The 16324-nt window shown below is 73.4% G+C and carries 15 protein-coding genes; 7 read left to right on the forward strand and 8 right to left on the reverse strand.

Going from position 1 to position 16324, the window contains the following annotated elements; translation table 11 throughout:
* From BZZ08_RS29365 to BZZ08_RS29375, 3 genes are all read right to left on the reverse strand, one after another.
* The coding region (locus BZZ08_RS29365; protein ID WP_274543300.1) for a carboxyl transferase domain-containing protein at window positions 1-579 on the reverse strand (579 nt) is incomplete at its 3' end.
* Entirely contained in the window at window positions 572-2029 is a 1458-nt protein-coding gene (locus BZZ08_RS29370) for an acyl-CoA synthetase (protein ID WP_104635237.1), read from the reverse strand. The genes BZZ08_RS29370 and BZZ08_RS29365, both read right to left, overlap by 8 nt.
* 109 nt (window positions 2030-2138) lie before the next feature.
* Window positions 2139-3545 (reverse strand): SLC13 family permease, encoded by a 1407-nt coding sequence (locus BZZ08_RS29375; RefSeq protein ID WP_104635238.1) that lies wholly within the window; start codon window positions 3543-3545, stop codon window positions 2139-2141.
* Between the two features lie 197 nt (window positions 3546-3742).
* On the opposite strand from BZZ08_RS29375, the gene BZZ08_RS29380 reads away from it, so the two are divergent.
* Window positions 3743-4450: a FadR/GntR family transcriptional regulator gene (locus BZZ08_RS29380; protein WP_104635239.1), complete on the forward strand. Its 708-nt coding sequence runs from the start codon at window positions 3743-3745 to the stop codon at window positions 4448-4450.
* 21 nt (window positions 4451-4471) lie between these two features.
* Here the strand turns inward: BZZ08_RS29380 and BZZ08_RS29385 are convergent, their stop codons facing one another.
* Window positions 4472-5074: a hypothetical protein gene (locus tag BZZ08_RS29385; RefSeq protein WP_104635240.1), complete on the reverse strand. Its 603-nt coding sequence runs from the start codon at window positions 5072-5074 to the stop codon at window positions 4472-4474.
* A gap of 138 nt (window positions 5075-5212) precedes the next feature.
* On the opposite strand from BZZ08_RS29385, the gene BZZ08_RS29390 reads away from it, so the two are divergent.
* Both BZZ08_RS29390 and BZZ08_RS29395 read left to right on the forward strand, forming a co-directional pair.
* Window positions 5213-5986: an IclR family transcriptional regulator gene (locus BZZ08_RS29390; RefSeq protein WP_104635241.1), complete on the forward strand. Its 774-nt coding sequence runs from the start codon at window positions 5213-5215 to the stop codon at window positions 5984-5986.
* Window positions 5983-6843 carry an SMP-30/gluconolactonase/LRE family protein gene (locus tag BZZ08_RS29395; protein WP_104635242.1) on the forward strand — a complete coding sequence of 287 codons (861 nt, stop codon included), beginning with the start codon at window positions 5983-5985 and terminating at the stop codon, window positions 6841-6843. Before BZZ08_RS29390 ends, BZZ08_RS29395 begins: the two co-directional genes overlap by 4 nt.
* A gap of 39 nt (window positions 6844-6882) precedes the next feature.
* On the opposite strand, the gene BZZ08_RS29400 is transcribed toward BZZ08_RS29395, so the two are convergent.
* The 4 genes from BZZ08_RS29400 to BZZ08_RS29415 form a co-directional block, all read right to left on the reverse strand.
* Window positions 6883-8289 (reverse strand): FAD-dependent oxidoreductase, encoded by a 1407-nt coding sequence (locus BZZ08_RS29400; protein ID WP_104635243.1) that lies wholly within the window; start codon window positions 8287-8289, stop codon window positions 6883-6885.
* Window positions 8279-9493 (reverse strand): MAB_1171c family putative transporter, encoded by a 1215-nt coding sequence (locus BZZ08_RS29405; protein WP_104635244.1) that lies wholly within the window; start codon window positions 9491-9493, stop codon window positions 8279-8281. The genes BZZ08_RS29400 and BZZ08_RS29405 overlap by 11 nt, the downstream gene beginning before the upstream one ends.
* Before the next feature lie 103 nt (window positions 9494-9596).
* Window positions 9597-10781 carry an MAB_1171c family putative transporter gene (locus BZZ08_RS29410; RefSeq protein ID WP_104635245.1) on the reverse strand — a complete coding sequence of 395 codons (1185 nt, stop codon included), beginning with the start codon at window positions 10779-10781 and terminating at the stop codon, window positions 9597-9599.
* Window positions 10778-11305, reverse strand: a complete 528-nt coding sequence (locus BZZ08_RS29415) for a toxin (protein ID WP_104635246.1) — start codon at window positions 11303-11305, stop codon at window positions 10778-10780. The genes BZZ08_RS29410 and BZZ08_RS29415 overlap by 4 nt, the downstream gene beginning before the upstream one ends.
* 267 nt (window positions 11306-11572) lie before the next feature.
* Between BZZ08_RS29415 and BZZ08_RS29420 the strand changes: the two genes are divergently transcribed.
* From BZZ08_RS29420 to arfA, 4 genes are read left to right on the forward strand one after another with little or no spacing between them, the layout of a single operon-like run.
* Window positions 11573-12931, forward strand: a complete 1359-nt coding sequence (locus tag BZZ08_RS29420) for an extracellular solute-binding protein (RefSeq protein ID WP_104635271.1) — start codon at window positions 11573-11575, stop codon at window positions 12929-12931.
* Entirely contained in the window at window positions 12928-13869 is a 942-nt protein-coding gene (locus tag BZZ08_RS29425; protein ID WP_104635247.1) for a carbohydrate ABC transporter permease, read from the forward strand. Before BZZ08_RS29420 ends, BZZ08_RS29425 begins: the two co-directional genes overlap by 4 nt.
* On the forward strand, window positions 13866-14735 hold the full coding sequence (locus BZZ08_RS29430) for a carbohydrate ABC transporter permease (RefSeq protein WP_104635248.1): 870 nt from the start codon (window positions 13866-13868) through the stop codon (window positions 14733-14735). The genes BZZ08_RS29425 and BZZ08_RS29430 overlap by 4 nt, the downstream gene beginning before the upstream one ends.
* Before the next feature lie 49 nt (window positions 14736-14784).
* Entirely contained in the window at window positions 14785-16290 is a 1506-nt protein-coding gene (arfA, locus tag BZZ08_RS29435) for an arabinosylfuranosidase ArfA (RefSeq protein ID WP_104635249.1), read from the forward strand.
* Window positions 16291-16324 lie beyond the last annotated feature (34 nt).

Consider the following 16324-nt stretch of genomic DNA (forward strand, 5'->3'; position numbering starts at 1 on the left):
CGTGTACGCGGCGGGGTCGGCGTCCGGCGGCCGGACCCGCGACCCGGCGAAACCGACCTGGGCGCCGGGCAGGGCGAGGACCACGTCGGCGCCCGCGCCCAGCGTCGCCCAGCCGCCCCCGGTCGCCGGGTCCCGCACCACCGCGATCTGCGCCAGCCCGGCCGCCCGGGTGAGCGCCGACTGCCGGGCGACCCGCTGGAGCTGGGTCAGCGCGAGCATCCCCTCCTGCATCCGGCTGCCGCCGGTCGCGACCAACGGCACCACCGGCAGCCGGTGTTCACGGGCGTGGGCGTACGCCGCCGCTATCCGGTCGCCGGTGCGGCCGCCCAGCGAGCCGCCGAGGAAACCGAACTCGAAGGCGACGAGCACGGCCCGGGTGCCCTCGACCCGGCCGGTGCCGCAGACGACGGACTCCGTCTCGCCGGTGCGCTCGGCGGCGCGGGCCCGCGAGGCGTCGTAGCCCGGCCAGCCGAGGGGGCCGTCGGGCTGCCATGCGCCGTCCGGGTGGGGGAGTTCGGCGAAGGTGGAACCGTCGGTGACCAGGGCGAGGAACTCCCGCGCGGTCAGGCGCTCAGTCACGGTCCAGCGCCCGCTTCATGATCTTCCCCATGTCGTTGCGGGGCAGCGCGTCGAGGTACCGGACCACGCGCGGCCGCTTGTGCGGGGCGAGCCGCCCGGCGACGTGGTCGGCCAGCGCGTCGAGGGCGGGCGGCGCGGCGGGGTCGGCCGGGACGATCCAGGCCACGATCCGCTCCCCGAGGTCGGGGTCGGGCTCCCCGGTGACCGCGGCCTCCCGCACCCCGGGGTGTTCGAGCAGCGCGTTCTCGATCTCGCCCGCCCCGATCTTGTACCCGCCGCTCTTGATCAGGTCGGTGGCCTTGCGGCCCACGATGCGCACATAGCCGTCGGGGTCGCGTACCGCCATGTCGCCGGTGCGGAAGAAGCCGTCCGCGGTGAAGGCGGCGGCGGTGGCGTCGGGGCGGTTGAGGTACTCGGTGAACAGGTTCGGGCCGCGCACCTGGATCTCGCCGACGCTCTCCCCGTCGAGCGCTGCGATCGGCGTGCCGTCCTCCTCCACCAGCCGCAGCTCCACGCCGGGCAGCGGCACGCCCACCGTCCCGGCGCGCGGCTCGCCGTCGGCGCGCACGCTGGTGTTCATCAGCGTCTCCGTCATGCCGTACCGCTCGATCACCCGGCGCCCGGTGGCGGCGGCGATGCGCTCGTGGTCGTGCACCGGCAGTGCGGCCGACCCGGACACCAGCAGCCGCGCCCCGGACAGCGCCTTCGCCAGCTCCGGGTCGCCGGGGAGCGTCTCGGCGATCCGGTGGTACATCGTCGGCACGCCGAACAGCATGGTCGCGCCGTCGTTCAGCTCCCGCGCCGCGCCCTCGGTGGAGAACCTGCCCAGGTGCCGCACGGACCCGCCCCGGCGCAGCGGGCCGAGGATGCCGAGCACCAGCCCGTGCACGTGGAACAGCGGCAGCCCCTGTACGAGGACGTCGTCGCCGGTCCACCGCCACGCGTCCGCCAGCGCGTCCAGGGTCGTCGCCAGCGCCCGCCGGGGGATGACGGCGCCCTTGGGCGGGCCGGTGGTGCCGGAGGTGTAGACGACGAGCGCGGGGTCGCCGTCGTCGGCGCGGTCCTCGGGGACGGTCCCGCGGGCCCGCACGTCGACGTCGACCCGCTCCAGGGTGCCCAGGGCGGGCGGGAGTTCGGCGCCCGGGGGCGCCAGGACGAGGGAGGGCGCGCTGTCGGAGAGGATGTGCGCGAGTTCCTTGTCGCCGGACTTCGGGTTGAGCGGCACGGCCGGGACCTCGGCCAGCAGTGCCGCCACCACGGCGACGGCGGTCTCCATCGCCGGGGTCGCCCAGACCGCGACCCGGCCGGCGCCGCCGAGCCGCCCGGCCGTGGCGCCCGCCGCTGCGGCGAGTTCCGCGTACGTCAGGGAGCGCTCGCCGAACCGCAGGGCGGGCCGGTCGGCCGGAGCGCCGGTCGGGGCCGGGGAGAGGGCCGGGAAGAGAGAGGACACGCGAAGTACTCCTTAGCTGTCGCCCGGGAGCCGTCGCCCGGGAGCTGTCGTTCAAGGCTGCCGGATCGCGCCGGATCGCGCCGGGTCGCGCCGGATCCGCGAGGTGGGCCTACCCGAATCCGGGCACCACCAGCACGAGCCAGGCCAGGGCCGGCACGGCCGCCACCACGATCCCGCCGTAGACCATCAGCTGGCGGAAGAAGCGGTCCCGGTCCACGTCCGGGGCCGCGGCCAGCACCAGCGCGCCGTTCGTCGAGAACGGGCTGACGTCCACCACCGTCGCCGACACCGCGAGCGCCGCCACCATGCCGACCGCCCCGATCTCGCCCTGCGCGAGGAAGGGCACCGCAAGCGGGATCAGCGCGCCCATGATGCCCACGGAGGAGGCGAAGGCCGACACGATGGCGCCGATGTAGCAGAGCAGCACGGCGGCCAGCAGCGGGACGCCGATGCCGCCGACGCCCTCACCGGCCCAGGTGATGGTGCCCATCTCCTCCAGCACGCCGACGTAGGTGAGGACACCGCAGATCAGCAGCACCGTGGACCAGGCGATCTCGCCGACGGCGCGACGGCTGTCGTCCGGCCAGGCGGTGCTCAGTACGACGGCGAGGGTCACCGCGGTCAGACCGGCGTCCAGGTCGAAGCCGAGGACGGCCACCACCAGGGCGACCAGGGCGACCAGGGTGGCGATGCGGGCGGGGGTGAGGCGGACGCCGGTGCCCCCGGCGCCGCCGGTCTCCCGGTCGGGGCGCACGGCCACGGCGGCGGGGGCGGTGGTGCCGGTGCCCGCGTCCGTACCGGGGCCCGTACCCGTACCCGTACCCGTACCGGTCCGGGCTGCGGCGGGCGGGCCGGTGGGTTCCGCGCCCTTGCCGGGGGCGCCGCCGTCCTGTGGCGTCACCGCCCCGCGCGCCCACAGTTTCCGCCCGCCGAGCACCGCGAACAGCACGGCCGCGATGAGGAGGTTGGCGACCAGGGAGGCGAGGAAGAGGCCGATCTCGCTGCCGGGGAGCTTCTCCCGCTCCACGATGCCGTTGACGATCGAGCCGTAGATGCTGATCGGAGAGAATCCGCCGGCCTGCGCGCCGTGCACCACCATCGTGCCCATGAGCAGCGGGCTGATCGAGTACCGGGTGGCGAAGCTCAGGGCGATCGGCGCCACGATCGCGACCGCGGCGGGGCTGACCGCGCCGATCGCCGTGAGCGCGCCGGTGAGCGCGAACATCACCCACGGGATCAGCGCCACCCGCCCCCGCACCAGCCGGACGGCCGCGTGCACCAGCCAGTCGGTGGTGCCGTTGGCGCGGGCGATGGCGAACAGGTAGGTGACGCCGACGAGGACGACGAACAGGTCACCGGGGAAACCGGCGAAGATGCCGTCCGCGTCGAGGTCAGCGACGAGCGTGCCCACCCCGAACGCGGCGGCGAAGGCGAGCGCGCCCATGTTGACGGAGCGGGTGGTGGCGATGACGAACACCACGACGAGGACGAGGATCGAGATGAGTTCGGGGGACATGCGGGGCTCCCGAGTGCTGACCTGACTGTCGGTATGAGTGGACGAGTGGCTGAGCCACTTGGAGTGGTGCGGTTGGCTGGTCAGCGTGGGCCCGGCCGGGGGACACGTCAAGGGGTCGCGCAATAATTGGCTCAGCCACTCGGCCACCGGGCCACCGTCGGCCCCGGTGCTACGCTCCCGGCGAGAGGGGGGATCTCATGACCGACGCCCTGCGGCCCATGACCAAGCAGCGCCTGTACGAACAGGTGCTGGAGCGGCTGCGCCAGTACGTCACCGACGGCGGCCTGCGGGCCGGCGACCGGCTTCCGCCCGAACGGGACCTCGCCCAGCGCCTCGGCGTCAGCCGCGCCTCGGTGAAGCAGGCGATCGTGGTCCTGGAGGTCCAGGGTCTGGTGGAGGCGCGGCACGGCGGCGGGACCTATCTGGTCCGGGACAGCCTCGACGTCGAACCCGTGGAGAAGATGGTCGAACGCCGCCGGCGCCTCCCGGACGTCCTGGAGGCCCGCGAGGCCCTGGAGACCAAACTCGCCGAACTGGCCGCCGAGCGCCGCACGGAGGACGACCTCGCCGCCATGCGGTCCGCGCTGGACGTGATGGCCGAGGAGATCGACGGGGGCGGGCACGGCGTCGAGGGGGACCGGCTGTTCCACGCGGCGGTGACGGCGGCGGCGCACAGCAGCCTGCTCGCCGAGTTCATGCGCTCCATCGCCCACCAGATCGCCGAGAGCCGCACCGAGTCCCTGCGCCAGCCCGGCCGCCCCGGCCGCTCCCTGGCCCAGCACCGGGCGATCCTGGACGCGGTGGCCGCCCGGCAGCCCCGGCAGGCCGCCACCGCGATGCGCCGCCACGTCCGTACGGTCGCCAAGGTCCGCCTGCTGGACTGGGACCCGGAGGACGAACACTGACCCGGTGACGCGGGGCCCGCGTCACCCGCCGACGGCCGTGCGCTGCAACAGCCCCCAGGTGAACTCCGCGACCACCTCGTGCCGTACGCCGTCCCGGTCCGGGGCGGTGAAGGCCAGTCCCCACCGGGTCGGGGCCGAGCCCTGGAGCGGCCGGGCGGGGGCGAAGGCGCGGGCCGCCTCGTCCACCGTGCAGGACCAGGGCGTGAGGTCGTCCAGTGTGCGCAGCTCGGGCCCCGGCGCGCCGGGAGCGCGCACCAGCCACTCGTTCCAGACGACGCCCTTGTCGGCGACCAGCACCTCGAAGCGCAGGTCCGGCCACAGGGGCAGCGCCCACCGGCGTGCCTCACACTCCAGGTCGCCGATCCGGCGGGACGCCACCGACTCCGGCTCGCCGAGGACCGAGCGGTAGCGGGCGGCGGCCGAACGGGACCGGGGGGAGCGGAGCATCGCCTGCCAGCGCCTGTTGGCCTCGCGCAGGTCCGCGACCGAGGCGCCCAGCTCGCGGCGGGCGTCCTCGACCGGGCCGGGGTTGTGGTCGGCCATGCGGCGCAGCAGGACCAGCTGGAAGTCGCGCGGGGTGAACGGTCCTGCGGGCTGCTTTCCGGTCGGCATGGCGACCATCATCGCGGACCGGGGGCCCGATGGGGCCGGGGGAGCGGCCGGAACCCGCCCATTGCCCAGGCAAACGCGATATGAGTAGCCTGTGTTCGTTATTCCGACCGCCTGTTGAAATCTCGAACATACTCAGGGAGGGGGCTGGACATGGGACGCCTCGTGCCGGCCGTGACCCGGGCTCTCGACATACTGGAGCTCTTCCTCGACGGGGACGGCACGCTCTCCGCCCCCGACATCGTGCGCAGGCTCCAGCTGCCGCGCACCACCGTGCACGAGCTGGTCACCACGCTCGCCGCCCGCAAGTACATCGTCCCGGTCCCCGGGCAGTCCGGACGGTACCGGCTCGGCGTCCGTCCGTACCAGCTCGGCGCCCGCTACGCCGAGCACCTCGACCTCGCCGCGGAGGGCCAGCAGGTCGCCCGCACCGTCGCCGAGACCTGCGACGAGACGGTGCATGTGGCGATCCTGGAGGACACCGACGTCATCTACATCGCCAAGGTCGACTCCACGCACGCGGTGCGCATGGTCTCCGCGGCCGGGCGCCGGCTGCCCGCGCACTGCACGTCCGTCGGCAAGATGCTGCTGGCCTCCCTGCCCGAGCCGGAGGTCGCCGCGCGCTTCCCGGACGATGCCGAGCTGACCGCGATGACCCCGAACAGCATCACCGACCCGGCCGCCCTGCGCGAGGCCCTGGCCGCGATCCGCGAGCGCGGCACCGCCGTGGAGAGCCGCGAGTCCAACCCGGACGTGTCCTGCGTGGCCGCCCCGGTCCGCGACCGCACCGGCCGCGTCGTCGCCGCGCTGTCGATCTCGGTGCCTATGATCCGCTGGAGCGAGGAACGCCGCGCCGAACTGGAGCAGCTGGCCGTCAAGGGCGCCGCCGACCTCTCCGAGCGGCTCGGCCACAGGAGCGCGGCATGACGACGAGCGGCACGGCCTTCGAGGTGGCCGTCCACGCGGAGGCTTCCCTCGGCGAGGGCCCCACCTGGGACCCGGCGACGGGCCGCCTCCTGTGGCTCGACATCCTGAACTCCCGCGTGCACACCTACGACCCGGCCACCGGCCGGCGCACGCTGCGCCGCACCGACCAGCACGTGGGCGCCGTCAAGCCCCGCGCGGGCGGCGGCCTGGTCCTCAACCTGCGGGACGGCATCGGCCTGCTCGACCCCGACGACACCTTCCGCTGGCTGCACCGGGAGCCCGTCCCCGGCCGCCGCGGCAACGACGCCGCCGTCGCCCCCGACGGCAGCCTGTGGGCGGGCACCATGCGCTACGACGAGGCGGCGGGCGGGGGCACGCTCACCCGGTTCACCGGCGGCGGCACCGCCGAGACCGTCCTCGACGACGTGACGGTGAGCAACGGCACCGGATGGAGCCCCGACGGCACGCTGATGTACTACGCCGACACCCCGACCCGCCGGATCGACGTCTTCGACGTCGCCGCGGACGGCCGGGTCGCGAACCGCCGCCCGCTGGCCGTGATCGAGGACGGCGCGGGCTTCCCCGACGGCCTGTGCGTCGACGCCGACGGCTGTGTGTGGACCGCCCTGTGGGACGGCGGCGCGGTCCGCCGCTACACCCCGTCCGGCGACCTGGACCGGGTGGTCGCCCTCCCCGTCCCGCGCGTCACGGCCTGCGCCTTCGGCGGCCCGGACCTCACCGACCTGTACCTCACCACCGCCCGGGTCGGCCTGGCGGCCCCGCACCCCCTGGCGGGCTCGCTGCTGGTGGTGCCGGGGGCGGGGCGGGGGGTGGCGCAGCCGGCGTTCGCGGGGTGAGCGGCCGCCGCGGCACCCGGTGCCGACCCGGCGGTCCGCTCACACCCCCGTGCGGTCGAGCCCGGCGAGCACCTCGCGTTCGCCGGGCGTCAGCGGCGGCCCGGTCAGCAGGGGGAGCGGCGGCCCGGTGAGGGCGGCCAGGACCGCCGCCGGGTGGAACATGCGGGTCGGCGGCGTGCGCATGCTGGTGACGTCCCAGATCGCGGAGGCCGCCGCGTAGCTGGAGGTCGCCGCCCTCGTCATGCGCCGCGTGTACGCCGTCACCGCCCGGTCCGCGATCCCCGGCCGCCCGCCGCCGCGCGTCCCCGGGTAGAGGACGTCCTGCCCGACGGCCATGGCCCAGGCCGCGTCCACCGTGCGCGCCGCGCCCCGCAGCACCCGCCGGGCCAGGCCGGGCGCGTCGAGCCCGGTGGCCCGGTCCAGTTCCCGGCCCAGGACGCGGGCGCCGAACGCGGCCACCGACATGCCCTGCCCGTAGGCCGGGTTGAAGGTGCCGAGCGCGTCGCCGAGGACCACCAGGCCCTCCGGCCAGTGCGGCGCCTTGTCCAGGTAGTGCCGCACATTGCTGGTGGACCGGCTCAGGTGCACGTCGGTGAGCGGTTCGGCGCCGGAGATCAGCCGGCCGACGATCGGGTCCGGCAGGTCGAGCGTGTACCGCAGGAAACCCTCGGGATCGGCCGGCGGCTCACCGCCGCGCGTGCCGCCGCAGCTGACCAGCCAGCGGTCCCCCTCGACCGGCATGACCATGGCGCTCCGGCCCGGCCGGGACACATAGGGATCGGCCTGCACGATCGTCAGCGGGAACCGCTCCGCCCCGGCCGGTACCCGGTACACGCGCGAGGCGTTGACCAGCCCCGAGTCCACCGTCCGGGTCCGGACGCCGGACAGCCCGAGCCCTTCCAGCCAGGAGACGATCCGCGTGCCGCGTCCGCTCGCGTCGACCACCAGGTCGGCGGCCAGGTCCGTCTCCCCGTCGGGCCCCGAGACCCGCACGCCCCGCACCCGGCCCGCGGACCCGGTCAGCCCGACCGCGGCCGCCCGGCGCACCTCGACGCCCGTGTGTTCGAGCACCGCGGCCCGTACCGTCCAGTCCACCAGCGCCCGGGTGCAGGTGAGCATGACGGGCCCCTCGCGCCGCCACCGGCGCAGCCAGCCCTCGGAGGTGTGGGCCAGCATGCCCGAGCTGAGGGATATCTCGTGCGCGCCGGCCGCGAGCAGCCGTTTGCGCAGGCTGACGCCCGGCACGAGTTCCTCCATCGCGGTCAGCCCACCGGGCATGAGCAGGTGCGCGTGCCGGCCCTGGGGCAGCCCGCGGCGCTGACGGGGACCGTCGGGCAGCTCGTCGCGGTCCAGCACGACGACCTCCTCCACGCCCGCGTCGGCCAGTACGGCGGCGGCCAGCATCCCGGCCAGTCCGGCACCGACGACGACAGCTCTACGCGACATGGGGCTCCTCGGGTTCGGTCAGGGTTCCGGTCAGGGACGACGGGTGCGTGCCGCCGGGCGCGGTGGCCGGGCCGGGCGGGCGGTGGTGCAGAGCCTGGGACAGTTCCACCAGCCCGCTCGGGCCGGGCACCTCGGTGGCGTGCAGCCGGTAGGACCCGGTGGCGTCGGGCGGTTCCTCGTGGGCGGCGGCCCGGCGCGCCGCGTCGGCGAGCATCGCCGCCTCCGCCGCCAGCCGGGCCTCGTGGGGTGAGCGTCCCGCGCGCAGGGCGGCGTCCCGCGCCCGTTCACGGACCCGGTGGTCGAAGTACGGCGCCAGGGTGAGCAGGGCGTCGTGGATGGAGACCTCACGCCACTGGAGCCGGGCCCGGGGCAGCTGCCACCAGGCGGACGGCTGCCGGGGCGCCGTGGACACCGACCTCACCAGCGACCACAGCGGACCCAGCCGCCGGTAGTCGTCCAGCCCCCGCCAGTGGGCGAGCACGGACGGCAGCAGCCTGGGCAGGGCGAAGCCCACCGAACACACCAGTGCCGCCAGCGACGCCATCGGCGGGGCCACCGTGGTGGACAGGAAGTCCAGGTCGTGACCCGTCCACCGCGCCGCCACGGCCGTGTACTTGGCGAACTGGAACCCCACCAGGTCCAGCAGCGCGCCCAGCAGGATGAGCCGCAGCCCGGCCCGCAGCAGACCGTCCACCTCGCGGCTCCACTTGAGGCAGACGGCGCACATCACCAGCATCGCCGCGCTGTGCCCGAGCAGGTACAGGAGGATCATCTCCCGCATGAACGGGGTGCCCGCGTAGTACGTGTCGAGGTCGGTCAGCCGCTCGGTGTCCGCGTCGGCGAGCAGGAACAGCACGACGATGGCGGCCACCAGCAGACCGTAGGCGGCCATGCTGCGGATCACCGCGCGCCGCACCACCGGCCGGGGGCCGCCCCGCCAGTTGATCAGCAGCACCAGCACCGCGCAGCTGTACGCGGAGAGCATGCCGTAGGTCAGCGGCGCCCCGAAGTTGGTGACGCGGGTGAGTTCGTTGACGGTGCGCAGGGTGGCCGGGGCGGCGCACACGAAGACCAGGGCACCGAGGACGATCGCCACGCAGGTGGACAGGGTCAGCGGATTGCTCATGGCGGTGCGCGGACGGCGGAACAGCAGGACGGAGGTCATGCCGAACACCAGGGCCGCCAGGTAGACGACGAGACTCACGTCCGATCACTCCTCTCGTGCGGGACCCGTGCGTCCCGGCCGTGCCGGGCGCCCGCGCGGCCGGCCGTGTCCCCGTCGTGCCCGTCGCCGCACCCGCCGGCCGTCACGCGGTGCCCGCCGTGGTCCTGCCGCTCGGCACGGCGGACGCGGCCGGTACCCGTACGGCGCCGGCGAGCACGTCGGCGATCCTCGCCAGGGCCGCCGGGTCCGGTGACGGGGCCAGGGCGCGACCGGTGCCGACGCCGGGCGGCGACACCGTCCCGGGCTCGGCCTCGTGCCGCAGCGCGTCGACGATCACGGCGGCCCAGGCCCTCGCCCCGGCCAGCTCGGGATCGCCCGTGGCCGCCAGCGTGTCGGCGCGGGTCCGGTCGTACAGGTCCCGGTCGCAGTACGCGTCCAGGTGGCCGAGTGCGTTGTGGATGCTGGTCCGGCGCCACATCAGGCGGGTGGCGGGCGAGGCGAACCGCGGGCGCGGCAGCCGCAGCGACCGGCGGACCAGCAGATCGTCCAGGGCCCGTTCCAACGGCCCGAGCCGGGCGTACGCGCGCCCCGCCCGCCGCCACTCGGCCACCCGCGGCGTCACCAGCGGCACCAGCACCCCGACGACCACCAGCAGGGCGCCGAGGCCGGCGGCGGCCGGGGAGACCGTGGTGCCGAGCGCCGGCCAGTCGTGCCCGGACCAGCGGGCGCTCACCGCGACCAGCTTGGCGACGCTGTAACCGGCGCCGCACAGCGAACCGGCCCCGATCAGCGTCAGACCGGCCCGCAGTCCGCCGCGCACCTGCCGGGCCCAGCGCAGTGCGGACACGGTCGTGACGGTCACCGCGGTCAGGTGCGCGACCAGGTACAGCACGATCATCTGGGCGAGGAACGGGGTCGTCGCGTAGTAGGTGTCCAGATCGGTGCGGCGCTCCACGGGCGCGTCGCCGAGAGCGAAGGTCACCGCGATGCCGAGGACCACGGCGGCGTAGGCGAGCGTCCACCGGCGCGCGGTGCGGCGCACCCGGGGACCGCCGCGCCAGTGGACGACGAGGACCTGGGAGGCGGCGCAGTACCCGGTGATCGCCGCATAGGTGACCGGCGCCGCGAGGTTGGGCACGCCGCTCAGCCGGTTGACGGCTCCCACCGTCGGCGGCGCCCCGAGCAGGAAGCAGAGCCCCGCCAGTCCCAGTACCGCGCAGATGGCCCGCAGATACGGATCGTGCCGGTGCCGCAGCAGGTCGGGGGCCCGCACCGCGAGGCCGAGCCACAGCGCACCGCAACTCAGGTAGTTGATCAGGCTGTTCATCTGGTCGTCCCGCGGTAGTTGAGCGCGGCCCCGATACGGCCGGCCAGGCTCTGCGGGCTGGCCGGACCGCCGCCCTCCGCGGCGAACACCGAGTCGGTGGAGGCGTCCAGCCAGGTGCGCAGCCGGCTGCCCATCAGCATGCCGAAGCGGTCCGCCTCCTGTTCCTCGGCCAGGGAGAAGTCGGTGCGCGCGGCCACCGGCCGGGGCCGGTCGCCCGCCCGGTCGTCCGCCTCCGCCCGACGGCGGCTCATGTGCCACACCTCGTGGCAGAGGATCACGATCTGGTGCCAGACGGCCGCGCGTTCGTCCACCACCACGTCGTCGTGGCTCTCGCGCTCCAGCCACAGTCCACTCGCGGTGTGCGGCGGGAACGCCGCCCGGTGCACGACCACCTCCCGTCCCCGCCACGCGCTGACGGAGGCGACGAGTGCCTCGAACAGCACCTCGGGGTCCGCCGGCACGGCCACCTGGATGGGGTCGATGAGGGCGTCAGCGAGACGACGCATCTCCTTCCTGGTACGCACCGCTGTCTCCTCGTCCCCCCGGCCGTCCGTCGGTCACCCCTGCAATATGCCAAGACGCGTGGCCTCCGGGCCAGTTCCGGGGACCCGCCGGTCGCCGAGTGGCCGGGACGTTTCCCCGCCACGTCCCCCGCACCCTGTGAAGTCCGGCCCGATCCTGTCCGAACCATTGACGCGCAAGCGCTTCCCACCTACGTTCCCGTTCGAAGTTACGAGCAGTATTCGAAATACCGAACGACAATGTCCGAATGACGACAGATGGGGCAGGGCATGGGACGACCTGGCCTGAATCGCAGGCACTTTCTGGCCGCGGCCGGCGGTCTGACGGTCGCGGGCAGCTTCGGCTTCGCGGCCCTCGGCACCGGCGCCGACGCGCTCGCCTCCGGCGCGGACACCCGGGTCCGCTACTGGAACCTCTTCAGCGGCGGCGACGGCTACAACATGATCGCGATGCTGGACTCCTTCCGTAAGGACAACCCCGGCATCGACGTGAAGGACTCCACCCTCCAGTGGGGCAGCCCCTTCTACACCAAGCTCGCCATGGCCGCCGCCGGCAACCGCGCGCCCGACCTCGGTGTCATGCACCTCGGCCGCGTCACCGGGTTCTCGCCCGGCCGCCTCCTCGACCCCTGGGACCCCGCACTGCTCGCCAAGTACGGGGTGCGCGAGGAGGACTTCAACCCCGAGCTGTGGAAGCGCGCCGTCATCGACGGCAAGCTCTACGCGCTGCCGCTCGACATCCACGTCCAGCTCTGCTTCTACCGCAAGGACGTGCTGAAGAAGGCGGGCCTGCTCGGCGAGGACGGCCGGATGGTGCCCGTCACCTCCACCGACGAGTGGTTCGACGTGCTCAAGGAGGCCAGGAAGGCCACCGCGAAGGGGTTGCAGACCATCGGGCTGTGGCACAACGACCAGAACTTCCAGTGGTGGTTCTTCGTCGCCTTCTACACCCAGCTCGGCGGCACCTGGTTCAACGACGCCAAGACCGAGGTCACCTTCGACACCGACAAGGCCGCCCAGGTCCTGGAGTTCCTGCGCAAGCACGTCGCCGACGGCTACGCCAACCCCGCCTTCGGCGGCAACGCGGGCGCCGAACAGTTCGTCAACGGCTCCCCGTTCGCCTGGGAGGGCAACTGGTCCGTGCCGGTCTTCGACACCGCGAAGCTCGACTACGGCGCCACCCCGCTGCCGCCCGTCTTCGGCAAGCGGGCCACCCACGCCGAGTCCCACTCCTTCGTCCTGCCGCACCAGGCCGGCCGCGGCGGCGCCACCAACGAGGGCGCGCACCGGCTCGCCGCCTACGTCGTCAAACACGCCCGGCAGTGGGCGGCCGGCGGGCACATCCCCGCCTACACGCCGACCCTGTCCACGGCCGCGTACAAGAAGCTCCAGCCGCAGAACGAGTACGTCTCGGCCATGGACCACCAGGCCACCGAGCCCAAGGTGTGGTTCGCCGGGTCCACCGGCATCCTCGCCCAGCGGGTCGGCCCGATCGTCGTCTCCTCGACGACGGGCTCGGCGGGGCCCGAGTCCGCCGCCCGCCGGATGAAGGGCACGCTCACCGAACTGCTCGCCATGAAGAACCCCATGGACGGCCGCACCGCCGCACAGGGAGGCAGCGCCGCATGACCGCCACCAGCGCCGAAACGATCATCCGCCCGGCGCGTGCGAAGACCGCCGCCGACAGCGCCGGTGTCCGCCGCGGGCAGGGCTTCCAGCACGGCGGCTGGTTCGTCGCCCCGTTCCTCGCGCTCTTCGCGCTCTTCGTGATCTGGCCGCTGCTGCGCGGCCTCTACCTCAGCTTCACCGACGCCAACATCTCCGGCGACAGCGCGAGCTTCATCGGCCTCGACAACTACCGCGAGGCCCTGAAGGACCCGCTGATGTGGGACGCGCTCGGCCACAGCGCGTACTTCACGCTGCTCGTGGTGCCCTGCATCACCGTCCTCGCCTTCCTCCTCGCGATGCTGGCCCACCACATCGAGCGCGGCAAGTGGCTGTGGCGGCTCTGCTTCTTCCTGCCGTTCCTGCTGCCGTCCACCGTCGCCGGCAACCTGTGGCAGTGGCTGTTCAACCCCGGCACCGGCATGGTCAACCACGTCTTCGGCCTCGACACGCCCTGGCTGACCGACAAGTCGTACGCCATGCTCGCGGTCGTCATCACCACCCTGTGGTGGACCGTCGGCTTCAGCTTCCTGCTCTACCTCGCCGCGCTCCAGGGCATCCCCGCCCACCTCTACGAGGCCGCCAAGCTGGACGGCGCGAACGCCTGGCACCGCATGGTCCACATCACCCTGCCGATGCTGCGCAACATCACCGGCCTCGTCCTCGCCCTGCAGATCCTCGCCTCCCTCCAGGTCTTCGACCAGGCCGTCGTGATGCAGGACTTCGGCCCCGGCCCGGAGGACTCGACCCGCACCTTCGTGCAGTACACGCTCGAACAGGGCTTCACCAGCTACCGCGTGGGCTACGCCTCCGCGATCTCCATCATCTTCTTCGTGCTCATCGCGGCCGTCGCCCTCGCCCGGATGTGGCTGCTGCGCAACCGTGAGGAGGGCGGCCGATGACCACCGCCACGGCGCAGACGACCCGGAGCACCAGGCCGCGCAGGGCCTGGACGCCCGCCCAGATCGTGCTCACCCTGCTCGGCACCGCCGTCGCCGCGGTGTTCCTCGCCCCGCTCGCCTGGGCCCTGTTCACCTCGCTCAAGTCGGAGACCGAGGCGGTCGAGGTGCCCACGCACTGGCTGCCCGAGGACTGGACCGGCCAGGCATGGAAGGCCCTCTTCGAGACCGGCAACATCACCAACTGGTTCGTCAACTCGCTGGTCGTGTCGGTGTGCGTGACGGCGATCGTGCTGCTGGTCGCCGCGCTCGCCGGATACGGCTTCGCGCGCACCGAGTTCCGGGGCAAGGGCGTCCTGATGGGCGTGGTGATGACGGGCCTCATGGTCTCCCCGGCCGTGCTCGGCGTCCCGCTGTTCACCAGCGTCCAGCAGATGGGGATGGTCGACACCTACTGGGGCATGATCCTGCCGCAGTGCGCGCCCGCCGCGATGGTCTACATCCTCTACAAGTTCTTCCAGGGGATCCCGCGCGAGCTGGAGGAGGCCGCCTTCATCGACGGCGCGGGCCGCTGGCGCGTCTTCTTCACGATCATCGTGCCGCTCTCCCGCCCCTCGCTCGCGGCGGTCGGCATCTTCACCTTCATCAGCTCCTGGAACAACTTCCTGTGGCCCTACATGGTCACCAACAACCCCGACCTGATGACCATGCCGAACGGCATCGCGACCGTCATGAACTCCTACGGCATCCAGTGGGCCCAGCTCATGGCCGGCGGCCTGATGGCCGGCCTGCCGCTGATCATCGTCTTCGTCTTCTTCCAGCGCCAGATCGTGGCGGGCGTGGCCCATACGGGTCTCGCCGGCCAGTAGCGCCCCGTAGCCCCGTACGAGGACACGTCACCCCCCCCGAAAGGAAAAGATGCGCACCGCCCGCTTCACCCTCGACCCCGCCTTCACCGTCGGCGCCGTCAACCCCCGCCTCTTCGGCTCCTTCGTCGAACACCTCGGACGGTGCGTGTACACCGGCGTCTTCGAACCCGGGCACCCCACCGCGGACGCCGAGGGCCTGCGCCAGGACGTGCTGGAGCTGGTCAGGGAACTCGGCGTCACCGCCGTCCGCTACCCCGGCGGCAACTTCGTCTCCGGCTACAAGTGGGAGGACTCCGTCGGCCCGGTGGAGGACCGCCCGCGCCGCCTCGACCTGGCCTGGCGCTCCACCGAGACGAACCGCTTCGGCCTGTCCGAGTACATCGCCTTCCTGAAGAAGATCGGCCCCCAGGCCGAGCCCATGATGGCGGTCAACCTCGGCACCCGCGGCGTCGCCGAGGCCCTGGAACTCCAGGAGTACGCCAACCACCCCGCCGGCACGGCGCTGTCCGACCTGCGCGCCGAGCACGGCGACAAGGACCCCTTCGGCATCAGGCTCTGGTGCCTCGGCAACGAGATGGACGGCCCCTGGCAGACCGGCCACAAGACCGCCGAGGAGTACGGCCGCGTCGCCGCCGAGACCGCCCGCGCCATGCGCCAGATCGACCCGGACGTCGAACTGGTCGCCTGCGGGTCGTCGAGCCAGGCGATGGACACCTTCGCCGCCTGGGAGGCGACGGTCCTCAAGGAGACCTACGACCTGGTCGACCACATCTCCCTGCACGCCTACTACGAACCGCACGACGGCGACGTCGACTCCTTCCTCGCCTCCGCCGTCGACATGGAGTCGTTCATCGAGAACGTCGTCGCCACCTGCGACCACGTCGGCGCCCGCCTCAAGTCGAAGAAGCGGATCAACCTCTCCTTCGACGAGTGGAACGTCTGGTACATGAGCAGGACCGAGGCCCAGGTGAGCGTCCTGGACTGGCCCGAGGCGCCGCGCCTGCTGGAGGACAACTACAGCGTCCTGGACGCGGTCGTCTTCGGCTCGCTCCTGATCGCCCTGCTCCGCCACGCCGACCGCGTCACCGTCGCCTGCCTCGCCCAGCTGGTCAACGTCATCGCCCCGATCATGACCGAGCCGGGCGGCCCGGCCTGGCGCCAGACGACGTTCTTCCCCTTCTCCCAGGCCTCGAAGCACGGCCGCGGCGAGGTGCTCGACGTCCGGGTCGACTCCCCGACGTACCAGACGGCGAAGTACGGCGAGGCCGACCTCCTGCACGCCACCGCCGTGCGTGCCGAGGACGGTACGGTCACCGTCTTCGCCGTCAACCGCTCCCGCACCGAGGCCCTCCCGCTGGAGGCCGCCCTGAGCGGCCTGGAGCTGACGGAGGTCGTCGAGCACAGCGCCCTCGCGGACGCCGACCCCGACGCCCGCAACACCCTCGCCGAGCCCGAGCGGGTCGTCCCGCACCCGGTGGACGGCACGGCCCTGAGCGACGGCAGGCTCACCGCCGCCCTGGAGCCGCTGTCCTGGAACGTGATCCGGCTGCGCTGAGCCGGACCCGCCCTTTCGGCGGCGTGCGACTCCG

Source organism: Streptomyces sp. MH60, assembly GCF_002939385.1.
Classification (GTDB): domain Bacteria; phylum Actinomycetota; class Actinomycetes; order Streptomycetales; family Streptomycetaceae; genus Streptomyces.

Coding starts and splice junctions, on each gene's coding strand:
- BZZ08_RS29375 (WP_104635238.1), bottom strand. CDS start 3,545: ATGTCCCCCGAACTCATCTCGATCCTCGTCCTCGTCGTGGTGTTCGTC.
- BZZ08_RS29380 (WP_104635239.1), top strand. CDS start 3,743: ATGACCGACGCCCTGCGGCCCATGACCAAGCAGCGCCTGTACGAACAG.
- BZZ08_RS29385 (WP_104635240.1), bottom strand. CDS start 5,074: ATGATGGTCGCCATGCCGACCGGAAAGCAGCCCGCAGGACCGTTCACC.
- BZZ08_RS29390 (WP_104635241.1), top strand. CDS start 5,213: ATGGGACGCCTCGTGCCGGCCGTGACCCGGGCTCTCGACATACTGGAG.
- BZZ08_RS29395 (WP_104635242.1), top strand. CDS start 5,983: ATGACGACGAGCGGCACGGCCTTCGAGGTGGCCGTCCACGCGGAGGCT.
- BZZ08_RS29400 (WP_104635243.1), bottom strand. CDS start 8,289: ATGTCGCGTAGAGCTGTCGTCGTCGGTGCCGGACTGGCCGGGATGCTG.
- BZZ08_RS29410 (WP_104635245.1), bottom strand. CDS start 10,781: ATGAACAGCCTGATCAACTACCTGAGTTGCGGTGCGCTGTGGCTCGGC.
- BZZ08_RS29420 (WP_104635271.1), top strand. CDS start 11,573: ATGGGACGACCTGGCCTGAATCGCAGGCACTTTCTGGCCGCGGCCGGC.
- BZZ08_RS29425 (WP_104635247.1), top strand. CDS start 12,928: ATGACCGCCACCAGCGCCGAAACGATCATCCGCCCGGCGCGTGCGAAG.
- BZZ08_RS29430 (WP_104635248.1), top strand. CDS start 13,866: ATGACCACCGCCACGGCGCAGACGACCCGGAGCACCAGGCCGCGCAGG.
- arfA (WP_104635249.1), top strand. CDS start 14,785: ATGCGCACCGCCCGCTTCACCCTCGACCCCGCCTTCACCGTCGGCGCC.